The sequence below is a fragment of the Herbaspirillum sp. Her2 genome, assembly GCF_057961375.1.
On the sequence record NZ_CM176331.1, the window covers coordinates 5,416,423 to 5,429,616 of the forward strand.

General features: G+C 55.9%; 10 protein-coding genes. All 10 read right to left on the reverse strand.

What is annotated here, in order from left to right:
- Positions 1–136: 136 nt before the first annotated feature.
- The 10 genes from ACWHXP_RS24645 to tssJ all read right to left on the reverse strand — a co-directional run bounded on the left by ACWHXP_RS24645 (position 137) and on the right by tssJ (position 13,019).
- Positions 137–940: a hypothetical protein gene (locus ACWHXP_RS24645; RefSeq protein ID WP_489634822.1), complete on the reverse strand. Its 804-nt coding sequence runs from the start codon at positions 938–940 to the stop codon at positions 137–139.
- A gap of 120 nt (positions 941–1,060) precedes the next feature.
- The gene (locus ACWHXP_RS24650; RefSeq protein ID WP_489623857.1) at positions 1,061–1,900 is read right to left on the reverse strand and encodes a hypothetical protein; all 840 of its coding nucleotides are present in this window, start codon (positions 1,898–1,900) and stop codon (positions 1,061–1,063) included.
- A gap of 204 nt (positions 1,901–2,104) precedes the next feature.
- Positions 2,105–3,070, reverse strand: coding sequence for a hypothetical protein (locus ACWHXP_RS24655; RefSeq protein WP_489623856.1), 966 nt, complete (start codon positions 3,068–3,070; stop codon positions 2,105–2,107).
- Between the two features lie 159 nt (positions 3,071–3,229).
- Complete coding sequence (locus tag ACWHXP_RS24660; RefSeq protein ID WP_489634821.1) at positions 3,230–4,339, reverse strand: hypothetical protein; 1,110 nt, start codon at positions 4,337–4,339, stop codon at positions 3,230–3,232.
- 106 nt (positions 4,340–4,445) lie between these two features.
- A complete protein-coding gene (locus tag ACWHXP_RS24665) occupies positions 4,446–5,555 on the reverse strand; it encodes a hypothetical protein (RefSeq protein ID WP_489623854.1) in 1,110 nt (369 codons plus the stop codon).
- A gap of 3 nt (positions 5,556–5,558) precedes the next feature.
- A complete protein-coding gene (locus ACWHXP_RS24670; RefSeq protein WP_489623853.1) occupies positions 5,559–7,121 on the reverse strand; it encodes a hypothetical protein in 1,563 nt (520 codons plus the stop codon).
- A 126-nt stretch (positions 7,122–7,247) separates the two neighbouring features.
- Entirely contained in the window at positions 7,248–10,166 is a 2,919-nt protein-coding gene (locus tag ACWHXP_RS24675) for a type VI secretion system Vgr family protein (protein WP_489634820.1), read from the reverse strand.
- Between the two features lie 39 nt (positions 10,167–10,205).
- Complete coding sequence (gene icmH, locus ACWHXP_RS24680) at positions 10,206–10,979, reverse strand: type IVB secretion system protein IcmH/DotU (protein ID WP_371925474.1); 774 nt, start codon at positions 10,977–10,979, stop codon at positions 10,206–10,208.
- A gap of 2 nt (positions 10,980–10,981) precedes the next feature.
- Positions 10,982–12,328, reverse strand: coding sequence for a type VI secretion system baseplate subunit TssK (gene tssK, locus ACWHXP_RS24685; protein WP_489623851.1), 1,347 nt, complete (start codon positions 12,326–12,328; stop codon positions 10,982–10,984).
- Between the two features lie 61 nt (positions 12,329–12,389).
- Entirely contained in the window at positions 12,390–13,019 is a 630-nt protein-coding gene (gene tssJ, locus ACWHXP_RS24690) for a type VI secretion system lipoprotein TssJ (RefSeq protein ID WP_489623850.1), read from the reverse strand.
- Between the last annotated feature and the right edge of the window lie 175 nt (positions 13,020–13,194).

The window sequence follows — 13,194 nt, forward strand, 5'->3', positions numbered from 1 at the left end:
GAGTTTTCGCCTTATCTCAACTCTTGGTGAGGGTGGGCAGTACGTCTGGTCGAGCAAAGCGATCGGACTTATTGGGCCCTGAGGAATTGGGATATATCCAGTTCAAGATCACTATGCCAGCGGTGCGTACGGGGCGTTATTGGAAGACCGCCGGATCCTGATAAGCCTGATCGATGGTGACGTTGTCATTCTTCAGTTGCGCCTCCTTCTTTTCCCGCGCCTGCTTCAAGGCAGGCAGTTCCTTCCTGAATTCCATTTTCCAGTTGTCGAGTTTTTCATCATCGACATAGCCGCGCAGATAGGCGTCCTGCGCCGTCAATGAATAGGTGACGAAGTAGGCTCCCCTCTTGTCCGGATCGAGCCGGTTGGGATCCCGGTACAGTTTGATTTCGAGGAACACGTGATCGGCGTAAAAGAGCCAGGGAGTGCCGTCAGCCAGCCCCATCCATTGCGCCAGCGACAGGTCATGCGAAGGGTCGAGCGGATAGCCGGGGTTCTTCAGTGCGTAGGCCAGCGCTTGTTCACCTTGGAGTCGCGGGCGGCTGATCGGGATCACCTTCGACCAACCTGCTGCGCTTAGTGCATGCAGCAATGCGGTAAATTGTTTGCGCGCGTCGTCATGGGAAATCGTTTCTGCATCGCTGACCCCACCATTCACGGACCACTGCGAAATATGCTCTGCCGCAAACCTGGCGGAAGCGGTTCCCGTGACGCTGAGCACGGACGGTATCGAAAACGATTGCGGACCATGGTCGAAGATGACCTTGCCTGGCTTGCTGGCCTGCCACTCAGCAGTGAAGAATTGGAGGTCGCCCGGGTGTTGGCTTGCCTTGAAACGGCTGGGATACGCTTCTTTGAGCGATGTCGCCGATTCGTGAATGTTGAGATGAATGGCCTCGCCCGTTACGGCGGATTCGGCAAGCGCATGCTTCCCATGCATACCCAAGGCTCCTAGCAAAAGCAAATATAAAGTGAAGCTGCAGTGCGATCTCATTGTCTATTTGATCTTGCCGGACTTGGATAAGAGAGTCCTCATCACACTTTGGGTGGGGGGCAATCATCAGAAGCCCGGTGGATCCCGATAGGCTTCGTCAATATTGACTCCCTGTTTGCGCAAAGTACTTTCGGCCTGCTGGCGCTCTTCTTTCAGCAGCTTCATTTCAGCGGGTAATGCTTGCTGCCAAACCGCCCGCTTGTCAGGGCCCACCAGTTGGCGGAATTGCTCTTTTTCACTCCGGAGGTTGAATTCAATGAAGTAGGCCCCCGGCTGGTTGACGTCGTTCAGAGAAAGATCGCGGGACAAAGCGATCGTCAGGTAGCCCTCCTTGCTCCAGAGTTTCCAAAGCGTGCGGCCGGGAAGATGCATCCATTCGTCCAGGGTTGGCTCGTAGTCCGTATCCAATCCATAAATGGAGGACGTGGATTCTGCATAGCGTAGCGTGTTTACACCGGACAGGCGGGGGGCATCCGGATCGATATAACGATGCCAGGAGGCCTTGCGCAGATTTTCAAGAATGGATTGAAATTGCTTCCTTGCAGTGTCGTGCATGATCGGACTGCTTTCCGCGAGGCCAGCATTGATGTTCCATTCGATGATGTTTTCGTTGGCAAATGAAGGCGTGTAATTCCCTGTTGCGCTCAACGCGTGGTGAATGACAAACAGTGTCTCCGATGACCCAATTTCAACTGTGCCGCGCGCGTCGTTTGTCCATCTGGCCGCATAGAACTTTGCGCCTGAGGGATGATCGCTCATCGAAAACAGTCCGGGATAGTTCTTGAGGATATCGTCGCCGGACTGGCCGAGTTGGATATGAATGAGCTCGTTCATTGCGCGTTGCTCGGCTCCGCTGCCATTGCCGCAGGCGCCCAGCATCGCGGTCGCCATAACGAAAATCAGCATTCTGCCTATCGTGGATTTGAATGCGGTGGACACACGAGCCCGCTGGTATTCGAGGGAGTAAAAAGATGAATGCACCGGGAATTTCTCAGCGTGATCGTCAGCGGTCAGACAGAGCGTTCAGCCATTTGAAATTCTCCCCAACATCCAGGTAATGGATATCGATACCGTTGAGCACATGTCAGCTTTGAAGCCCTCCGTCTATCTTCATTCTTGATCGGAGTCCCATTGCCAGATGGTGGCGCCATATTGGGAATTCAGGCTTGGCATGGTCTCTCCGCGCTTGAATTTGCGTCGGGAATTCAGTTGGGCAGGCGTGAAATAATATCCATCCTCCGGGCACAGTTCTCCGCTTGCAACGCGTCGCTGGAAATCCTGCGGTGCGTTTAGCGATGTTATCTTCCGTTGATGGGCCACCTTCTTGACCAGCGTCCATGTACATGGAGCAGTCTGATGCAGAGCTTCTTCGCCGTATTTTTCCGAGGTGCCAGGAATGTAGAGAGATTGCATACCCAAGAATATGCTGCATTCGGGGGCCTCATCAATATCCGGGCCCAGGAACTGAGCACTGGAATTGGATTGGTCTGGAACATAGATGCCTGGTCTTGGTGGTGGCTGTCCTGTTCGCACGCTGGTCGAAGGATCAAGCGCGTAGCCAGGCCAGGTATCCGGCGCATCGAGTGGCCCGCGATCCTCCGGCGTATAGCCGGGTGACAAGGTTCCGGCCGACCAGTATGCACCTAGAGTAGAAATGATGTTGCTCGCCCGGACGAGCGCCTGACTCAGCAGGTGCCGATACGTACGTACGCCTTCCTCGCCCATCCACTCGGCGGAAAATTCGAGCTGCCCCTTGAAGTCAGAGCGCACTCCATGCGCGCTGTTGAGTCCATCGAGGTCTCCATGAGACAACTTGATATAACCGCTGCAGAGGCTGTCGAATGTATCTCGGAAGTTGGGAAGCACCTGTTCTCCCCAAACGATATCAGGCTGTTCAGGTAAAGCACGATTGCGGTAATCGGGAGGCAAGGTTTGCATGAACTGACTCAGCCGTGATTCCACAAATTCAAGTAGCTCGTGCCAGTTGTCTCGCAATTGGCCCAGGTATTCAAGAGATGTGTAACGTTCCAAGAGAAAAATCTCTTGTGGATCGAGATGTCCAGTGGAGCCAATCATTTCTTTTTCGACTCGTACCAATTGTTGGTGAGAACCTGAACACCAACCAGATCGGTCTTTTGACCGAATTCATCATAGCCCCAATGGGCAGGTTGTCGCTTGCTCACCAAGGCGTTCTTCAGGTCATCCTGATTGACCACAATTGGTCTCGCTCCACGTTCAATCCTGATCTGCATCCCATTGCCAGATAGTTGCGCCATATTCGCTATTGAGATCAGGCATGCTTTCTCCTTTGCTGAAATACTTGCGGGAATGGATTTTGGACGGGGTGAAGTAATATCCCGAACGACTACATATCGCACCGCTTTCCAGTCGAGCTGCGGTTCCTACCTGATCAAGGGGCGCATCTTCCGAGAAATCGATAGGCTGTCCGTGAAGTTGTTCTACATAAATCCAATCGCAGGCACGTGATGTGAAAGATTGTCGAGCTACCAAACTTGGCGCCAGTTTGGATTTACTTACGCTTTCCTTGAAGTACGGATCTTCGATCAGGCGAGGATCTTGAAGGTGACTTTGCACGAATCGACTCATGCGATGATCATCCAGCCACAGAGACTCACGACCAACACTGGCTAGCGCGTCCAGTCCAAGATCATTAAAAGTAGTGCACTTCTTGAGTTCTCCAGAAGGATTCCCGGTCCAGCAAAATTGGGGAGTGCCATGAGGGTCGTCGACCGGCAGATATACGCCGGTACGTGGCGGCGTTGCGCCGCTACGGGCGACGATGTCGCTGCGAAGTCTTAATGCCGTGGCGTTTCTCAGCGCCTCCGGGTTTTCGGCGAGGCAAAGTGTCAAGCCAAAATCGTTCCACCCTCCGGCAACGTTGAATTTTGTTAATGTTCGATCGATTTTTTCTGCGTAGAGATAGATGTCATTGAAGCGGGATTGGAATTCATCTTCCTCCTCCGGTGTCATCCAGTTCAGCGAGTACTCGGACAAGCCGCGCGCACAATTGTACGCATCGGTAAATGAATAGACTTCAAATGCACGCTGTGCGATCTGCTTGGAGACAGAGAGCTCAAAGTCAGCAAGAAATGGCCAGCCATTGTTGGCCCAGTTCTCAGAGGTGCCACGTATTCCCCAGCGGCTGTCGGTCAGAAGTGCGTCGCGGCCTTGAAGCTTGGCGTTGGATAACGTCGGATCGACGAATCGCATTAACTCCTGCAGGCGTATTTGAATCTCTTTCAGATATTCGATCGAGGCGAAATGGTAAAGCAAGGAGATGTGTTTTTTCTGGGTCAGGCTGAGTTCATCGGGATATCTGCTCATTTTGTTTATCCGGGACTTTTCTGTTCTTGAGGCAAGCAAGATGAGCTGATATGCCGGAGAATTCGATCTTTATCCTGGTCAAGATAATTTCCGTTACAACTTGTCTTCAACCCTGATCTGCATCCCATTGCCAGATAGTCGCGCCATATTCGCTATTGAGATCAGGCATGCTTTCTCCTTTGTTGAAATACCTGCGGGAATTGATCTGCGACGGCGTGAAGTAATATCCTGAACGGCTACAGATGGCACCGCCTTCCAGTCGAACAGCCATTCTTGCCTGAACAAGGGGAGGATCTTCAGAGAAGTCGGCGGGTTGTCCGTGAAGTTGCTCTACATAAATCCACTTGCAGGGACGCGACGTGAACGAGTGTCGAGCTACTAAACTAGCAGAGCGCTCGGGATCACTGACGGCGTCGTTGAAGAATGAATCTGCGATCAAGCGAGGGTCTTGACGGTGACTTTGCACAAACTGATACATGCTGTAATCGTTAAGCCAAAGAGCTTGACGTCCCACATTTGCTAGCGCTGCAAGTCCAAGGTCGTTAAATGTGCTGCATTGCTTGAGTTTTCCTGAAGGCTCTCCTGTCCAGCAAAATTGAGGAGTTCCATTCGGATCATCGAGCGGCAAATATACGCCGGTACGCGGCGGCGTTGTTCCGCTGTGGGCAGTGATGTCGCTTCGAAGACGCAATGCCGTCGCTTCTCCAAGTGCTTGGGGATGTTCCTTCAGACACATAGTCAAATCAAAATCGTCCCATCCTCCAGCGACGTTAAACTTCTTTAATGTTCTGTCGATATTCTGCGCGTAGAGGTACAGTTCATCGAAACGAGCCTGAAATTCATCTTCCTCTTGAGGTGTCATCCAGTTCAGGGAGTACTCGGACAAACCGCGCCCACAATTGTACGCATCGGTAAACGAATAGACTTCGAATGCGCGCTGTGCGATCTGCTTGGAGACAGATAGTTCGAAGTCAGCAAGAAATGGCCAGCCATTGTTGGCCCAGTTCTCGGAGGTATCACGTGTGCCCCATCGGCTGTTGGTCAGAAGTGGGTCGCGGCCTTGAAACTTCGCTTTGTCCAAGGTAGGGTCGACGAATTGCATTAGCGATCGAAGGCGATTCTGCAATCCTTTTAGGTAAGGCAATGAAGCAAAGTGATACAGCAAAGAGACATGTTTCTTTTGCGTCAAATTAAGTTGTAATGGAATGTCAGACATTTTTTAGTGATTCAGTTTTGTGGTTTGACCCGGAAGGCTTGGTAGTCCGATTTTCTCTCCCAATCCTGCGCCTCCAAAATCCAAGTAGCCCCAGCCGGTATCAAAGGGGCCGCTGATGTTGGGATGATTGATTGATTCTCGCAGGCCGACGTAGTTTTCTCTTTGTGTAGCATCCAGCTTGCCATATTCTGCTGTGTTCAGAGCACTTTGCATTTTTTGGGAATTTTCGCCATGGAGAGGGTAGTAAAGCATCGTATCGTTGCGAACATCACTACGAGGCACGTTAAAGACGATTTGCTCCCAACCGCCCTCAAGATGTCGATCTGCAAGGTTTTCCTTGAATTGCGTAGATGCTTTCCCTCGCCAAGCTTTCAGGCTTTCACCCGGTTTGATGTCGTAGATCACAAACTGACCATTCACGTTCCAGTCCGGCCATACCGCCAAATGTTTGCGCCATGCCGCACGTGGGTCGGTTGCTGCCTGTAATTGTTTGAAAACATCTTCGGTGACCCAGCAATCACTCATGGCTCGGCTGTTTGGAGAGAGGATTCTGTAGAGCCGAGCAGGTCCTTTTATTTCATCTGCTATCAAGGTGTTAAAGGATTCAATACTGCGTGGAGATAGCGGGGGCCATCCTTTCTTAACTTCTTTATCAACATCTGACTGCATCTTCGAGGAAAGAAGTCCCGGATATTCTGGATCTTCCCCCTTGCTGAGCCACGAAGGCGGAGGCTCAGTCTCCCGCATCAGCTTGACCGCCTCCGCCTCCGGAAGCGCGCCGCGATAGTGAATGTTATTAAGGTTGATGATTCCGCGCTGCCGCTCCAACGACTCTCGTTCCAGCCGCATGATGATGCTATCCAGGGCATTTTGGACCGGGCGCAGTGCTTCTCCGAGATGCTTGTCCGCCAGTTGGCGGATATGGTGCACTTGTTCAAGATAATGTTTTGCTTTGGCACCTATAGTGGGTGCCCAGGCGACCTTGGCTGCCAACTGTTCCAGCGCGCCGATGCCACGGTCAAAGGCTCTCAGCAGCGAGCTGACATTGACCTTGCCACGAACAACCTTGATTTCAGTTGCCAACCATTTGAAGACTTCGTCGACTTTGAGCTGGCGCAGATACTTCTGCACATCACGCCTGCGCAGAAATCCGACGACCATCGTCATCGCCGCATCAATCGCCTTGATGGTGGCGTCGCCACCCATGCGCCGGATGAAGTGGAAAAAGATCTTCAGTACGCCTTTGACCAGCGAACCCAATGTCGGGAACAGCCCGATCAATGTCAGTGCCAGGGCGACCCAGGCCCAGGTGTCCGAGGTGTCTTTGCGAAGCTTGTTGCAGTTCGCGATCAGGTCGCGGACATCGCACACCTGGTCGACCAGGGGAATCATCGAGATGGCGGCATCAGTCATCAACTGGCCAGTGGAGCGATCTTCATTGAAGTCCCCTTGCATGGCTTCCCAGAACCAGACGAAAGGATTGGTGCTGGGTTCCTCGGCCTTTTTCTGATCGTTGGTGACCCACGCCAGTGCATCGCGCAGCTGGGTCGAATTCACATCAGCCATGCGGTTTCCTTCATATTGATTCCTTGGAGCTTTATGCAGTTCATCGTTGCATTCGACAGGGGCTTGCAGCTCAAGACCAAGTCTTCAGTCGAGCGCAGTCGGAGAAATGGAGCAGGGATAAGCCACTCAGCCGTTGCTGAAGTCTTCCAACGGAGCGGCAGGCTTGTCGCTTTCTGGTTTGCGAGGCTGGTAGACAACCTTCGTCACTTGTTTGCGCTCGATATTTTCATGCAACGCCTTTCCCTGATCGTCCAATGTGCCAGTGAGCTTGGTACCGTCTTTGAAGTGGATTTCATAGTCCGCTCCAGCGATGCCCGAGCCGGTTTCAGGCTCCATGTAATGCAATCCAATCCAATTGTTTTCGGCGGACGTTCCGTCGGGTAGGGGGGGAAGCATAACCCCTGCACTCGCCCCACCCGGAAACGCATGCGTTGCCCCCTTCACCGAAAACGTCCCCGGACAGGCAAACGTGATATTGCCACCCTCCAGCGTCACCGAAGCCTGCCCCGCCTGCAGCACGATCTTCTGGCGCGCCTTGATCTCAATGCCTTCATTGACGCTGATGACGCTCACATCCTTGTCAGCCAGGATCTCCAGCGCATCGGTATGCGCCTGCAAGGAAACCGGGCCATTGCCGGCGAAGGCCTGAATGCCGCCGTCGTGCGCAAAGAGCGTCGCCGCCTTGCCGGCCGCGAGGCTGGCGGTATCGGCGGCAGTCCAGTGGGTATCCCCCTGTGTGGTCCAGTGAAGGTTTTCGCCAGCGTAGAGCACGGTGGAAGCCGCACTGGCCCAGTTGACGTTGCTTGGTGACTCCATCAGTACAGCGGCCTTGCTGAACTTTTCGACCGGTTGCGAGCTGTCGCTTTCACGGGAGCCCGCCTGGCTCTTGAATGCGTCCTGACCATTGACGCTGGCCGGATGCTTGCCCTTATCCTGCGGGTCGATGACGGAGATGAAATCAGTCTTGGCCTGGTAGGCGTCCGCACTGTGCAGCGCCTGCTGCTGTGTGGCGGCGTCGCCCATGGTCTGCGCAAGTTGCTGCGCACCCTTCAATTGCGCCACAGCTTCGTGGGCATCCATCTGCGTGCTGGTGACGCTGGCACCCGCAACCGGACGCGCCGTCGAGGAAATCAGCAAGCCCTCCGCACCGCGCACTACGCCCCAAGCGTCCGTGCGCAGTTCAAAGCCCTGGCCGCGATAGTTTCCACGCTGGGCTCCGGTATCTGCCTGATCGATCAGATGGCCGAGATTGAGCTGGGATTTGCCCTGGCTCGAGGCCAGGCGCATGCGCAATTGCGACTGCGTGTCGTCCACCACCCATTGATTGAAACCGCTGCCATCATGCGCCGTGCTGTGCCAGCCTGAAATCGTGCCGGCATGGTTGGCGTCAGACTCGGCTCCTGCCGGGAAGGGCGGCACATCATTGCCGTTGTAAAGTTGTGCGACCACGACGGGACGATCAATGTCACCCTCGATGAAATCGATCAGCACTTCGCTGCCGATGCGCGGCGTGAACTGGCTGCCCCAGTTGGGGCCGGACTGCGCTTCTGCCACGCGCACCCAGGTGCCGGAGGCGTCGTTGCCGGGAGCATTGCCGTCCTTGTCATCGAGATTGCCGGTCTCGCGCAAGCCGCCCGGATTGGGCGACTTCCCGCGCTGCCAGTGGAACTGGACCCTGACGCGGTGATTGCGGTCGGTGGTAACGGCCGCATCCGGCAGGCCGGTCACCAGCGCAGTCTGAGTGCCACGCGCCGTTGGCTTGAGGCGCTCCGTGATTGCAGCAGGAACGATGGGGACTACCTCACGCACGGCCACGAAGCTGTTGCGGTAGGTCCCTGCCTTCAGGTCGTCATCGGATAGGCCGCCCGAGGAGGGCGTCTTGCCGAACAGATTTGTCAGCGAAGCAGGGATGAGCTGTTCGAGGATCTGTGTGATGTTGCTGTCGAAATTGTTGCGGGCGCTGTGGCGCACCGAGAGCAGCTTGAAGCGGTTCTCGCCTTCGGGATAGCGCTCATGCTGGCTCAGCGTGAACTGCGCACCGGCACTGAGCTGGCGTGCCGCCCCCGCGCCTTCAAAACGCTTGTTCTGCATTTCCAAAGCCTGCAGCATCAACTGCGCATGGGCCGCGGCCGCCTGCTGGTCTGCAAAGTCCTGCTGGCCTGTGCCGTCGTAGACCGGCAGGGCAGGGACTTCGCCGGCATCCAGGCTGGAGCTCTCTTCAGCCGAAGGTGAAGAAATCTTCTCGGGATGCCAACTGGCCAGCGCCACGGCGTTGGAACGCACGCTGCGCATGGCGCTGAAGTCGGTGATGGCATCGCTGGCCTCGGTGGCGGCGATACGGTGAAAGCGGACGCGCGTATCGCCGCCGGGCAGATCAGGTGCCTTGGCCTCGCGGTCGAAGATGACCAGCTTGTGTCGCGCCTGTTGCTGGCCGGAGGCCTGGCCTTGCTCACCCTCCTGCTGATGCTCGAAGCGGAAGTTCAGGCCCTCGCTGGCCAGGATGCGGCGCAGGAAGGCGAAATCACTCTCGCGGTATTGCGTGCAGATGTCGCGCTTGATGAGCGTCTGGGTGACATCCAAAGCGAAATTGGCTTGCGGGTATTCCTTCAGGACGGCGCTGGCGATGTCGGTGACGCTCATATCCTGAAACAGGAAGCTGTCGCGGCGGCGGTCGAGGAAGGCGAGGAAGGATTCCAGCCTAAGCCTGTAGCGCGCCAGTCCGCCATCGGCACCCAGCCACGAAGCCTGGGTGCAGTAGCCGTGCCAGGCGCGCCGGCTGCCGTCGGCCTGAAGCAGACGCAGGGTCAGTTCAGTACCGATGAACTGCTTGAGATCGAGATCGGTGGAAACCGAAAGGGCATCGATGTCGAACTGGAAGTTGTCATTGACGCTCTCCTGGCCGTGGAAGCGCTCCACGACCAGGGATTCGGGCAATCCAGCTTCCTGGGCGCTGGCCAGCGTGATCAGGCGCGCGTGCTGCGACAGGCCAGGGCCGAAGAGTTGGTTGATGACGCTGGAAAGTGAATCGGGAAAAGGCAGATTCATCTGTGTGGCCTTCCAAGACTATCAGGGGAGAGATCGCGTTCAGGGCAGGGTGATGGTCAGGTTAGCGGTACGCGGTGCCAGCTTGACGATATCGGAATAGCCGGCCAGTCCGTTTTCCGTGCCGCTGGTCAGCATCCAGTTCAAGCCGAGGTAGGCGAACAGGGCGATGAAGGCAAACAGCGAAGCCACCACCCACAGCGGCACGTCATTGCGCAGCTTGTTGACGATGGCGTCAGGCCGCGCCCAATGTGGCGCGAAGCCGGCGCTCTTGCCCTTGAGATGGGCGATTTCGTCCCCCAGTCGTGCGGTCAGATAATTCAGTTTCTCCGGACCTTCCAGCGCGTACTTGCCCTGGAACCCCAGCAACAGGCACATGTGAAACACTTCCAGCGCCTGGATGTGCGCATTGCCGCGGACCCGCAGGTCTTCCAGCTGCTTGAAGAAATTTTCACCTGCCAGTTGATCGCCGAACATGGTCAGCTGCAGCGGACGGCGCTCCCAGGCGTCGCGGATGCCGAAGCTGGAGCGCAGGATGATTTCATCGACCGAGGCGCAGAACGCGTATTTGGCGGCGTAGACATCTTCCGGGGAGACGTCGAGTTTCTTCGCATTGCGTTCCACATCGCCCAGGAATTTCTGCATCTTCACCGAGAAGGAAGCTTCATCCACCGGCGCGCTGCCATTCTTGAGCATGAAGAGCGCGTAGAAACCGTCATACATCAGATCCAGCAGCGAACGCGCATTGACCGGCGCGGCGGCCATCTGGGCCGGGGGAAGATGGTCCTGATCGAGCAGGGAAGGGGCCGAAGTCATGTTCATTGCGTCACCGCCAGGAGTTCGAGTTTGAGGTCACGGATACCGGAAGGTACATAAATGCAGATCGATTGCGCCTGCAGCATGCGCTCATACATGGCACCCTTGCTTTCCAATGTGAAGTAATAGGTATCGGGGCGCACGGGCAGGGCAGCCGGCACTTGCGGCGAGTGCACCAGCTTCACGCCGGGCAGTGCGGCCAGCACGAATTTCTCCACATCCTCGGGCGCGCCGATCTTGAAGCGCAGCGGTACCACATCCACCAGCTCGATGGCCGGCAGGTCGGCGTTGACGGCCAGGTAGAAACTGGTCTTCTCGTCGATCTTGCCCGAGTCCAGCATGCCCATGTGATACGACGGCTTGCTCTCGTGCAGGGCGATGGCGAAATAGCGTGACGAGATGACGGTATCGAGCAGCTCGCGGATGATGCCATCGAGCCGCGCAAACGGCGGACCAGGATCACGATGGTCATACGGCGGCAGGTCCGCCAGCGCCAGGCTGCGCGAGAAGGTCATCAGCGAGCCGGCCAGCCCGAGCAATTGTTCATACAGGCGCTCGGGATGCAGCAGGGGATTGTTCAGATAGTGCGAGAGGCTGGCGTAAGCGGTGCTGGCCGTATGCAGCAGCCAGAAGGAGGTGATGTCACCCGATCGGAACTCCACCACGCTCTTGCTGGGTTCGCGATGATGTCCGTAGAGCGCGCTGACTTTGGCCTGCAAGGCATCCAGCAGGCGGCGCAGGCGCAGGAACAGCAAGGGCGCCGCATGCACCGACAGGCTGGGGGCGACGAAATCGGGATCCAGTTCGAATCCTGATGAGCTTGCGCGGCGCAAGCGCACGATCGGAATGCATACCAGGGAGTCGCGCGGTTCGTTCTCGGAGACCAGCCGCACTGCCTTCTTCAAATAGCTCATCTCCGCCTTGGCCGCATCGGTGAAAAGATCCGGCGTCTCGATGTTGTCTTGAATGTAGCGACTGGACTGATGATTGCCGGTGCCCGAGACGAAATTGCTGCCAAAGCTCTTCAGTGCCGGCAGGGCCGCGTAGAAGGTGACGGATTGTTGGGAAAGCGGAATTTCGGTCAGTTCGATGGGATCGGGCAGGTCGTCGCCATCCGGTGCCTTGTAGATTTCCCCGTCCTGGAAGATGGCCGACAGTTCGAGGATGCGCAGCGTATTGTTGTTCAGGGCATCGCGGTCCACCTGCAGGGAGGAGATGCCCCAGCAGTAGGGATTGAGCGCCAGCGCGGTCTGGTGCAGGCGTGTTTCGTGATAATGATCCTGGCGCTGGAAATGCTGTGGCCGGAGGAAAAGACCTTCGCCCCAGAGGACTTTGTTGGAGTGATTCACTTGGATTGCCCCGTCGTGATGATTGTCATGTCGCGATGTCCTGCGAATTGTTGTTTGAATTTCAATGACACTGAACCGGTGCCAGCATCAGATTCTTTTCCAGCGGCTTGCCCTGCATATCGATGGCCACCGCCCCCGCACCCACTGTCAATGAGCAGGATTGCAGGCCGACGGTAATGCCATTCTTCTCCGCTTCATCGGCCTTGAAGACGGCACGCCAGCGCTGCGGTGCAGGATTGACGAACAGCGCCACGACACCGATGTAGCCGGCCTCATAACTGACCTTTTCGGAAATTTCATAGCGCTGGCCCGGTACCAGCGTGACTTCCTTGACCTCCAGCAGGTCGGCTCCCAAGGCTTCCTTTTCTTTTTGCGCACTCAGGAACGTGTCATATGACGCCTGTTGGAAACTAATGTTCTGCTTGAGCTTATAAATTTTTACCACCAGGGCCAGCGGTCGCTGCTGCGAATCGACATTGAGCGCCTTGGACGCGTGCAGCTTGATCGGCACGGTACGCGGCTGCTTCTGGGCGTCCGGGAGTTCGGGCGTGTCCGGCTTCTTCAGGCCGAGTGCCTCCAGCGTGGACTTGGCGGCCTGGGCGACCCCGGAGGCCGCGCCGACGGCCGCGCAGCCGGATAGAGAAAAAATGACAACTCCAGTTGTCAGGTGATTAATCAATCGGTTTTTCAACGCTGCCCCGTGCGGTTTATTGGATTTCTGATGAGCGATTTCTCGCGAGCCGAAAAAATTTTAGGAAGTCTTTACAGATTGTGGAACTGCATTTTCCCTTGAAGGTCTATGCGATACATTTGGACGAGCTTAAGTTCAAATTACTTAAAACTATTAAGTCGGGCAACAACCTGAT

Bases quoted from the DNA above. Each gene is read 5' to 3' on its own strand.
- ACWHXP_RS24645 (WP_489634822.1), bottom strand. From the start codon at position 940: ATGCATGGGAAGCATGCGCTTGCCGAATCCGCCGTAACGGGCGAGGCC.
- ACWHXP_RS24665 (WP_489623854.1), bottom strand. From the start codon at position 5,555: ATGTCTGACATTCCATTACAACTTAATTTGACGCAAAAGAAACATGTC.
- ACWHXP_RS24660 (WP_489634821.1), bottom strand. From the start codon at position 4,339: ATGAGCAGATATCCCGATGAACTCAGCCTGACCCAGAAAAAACACATC.
- ACWHXP_RS24675 (WP_489634820.1), bottom strand. From the start codon at position 10,166: ATGAATCTGCCTTTTCCCGATTCACTTTCCAGCGTCATCAACCAACTC.
- ACWHXP_RS24655 (WP_489623856.1), bottom strand. From the start codon at position 3,070: ATGATTGGCTCCACTGGACATCTCGATCCACAAGAGATTTTTCTCTTG.
- ACWHXP_RS24650 (WP_489623857.1), bottom strand. From the start codon at position 1,900: ATGCTGATTTTCGTTATGGCGACCGCGATGCTGGGCGCCTGCGGCAAT.
- ACWHXP_RS24670 (WP_489623853.1), bottom strand. From the start codon at position 7,121: ATGGCTGATGTGAATTCGACCCAGCTGCGCGATGCACTGGCGTGGGTC.
- icmH (WP_371925474.1), bottom strand. From the start codon at position 10,979: ATGACTTCGGCCCCTTCCCTGCTCGATCAGGACCATCTTCCCCCGGCC.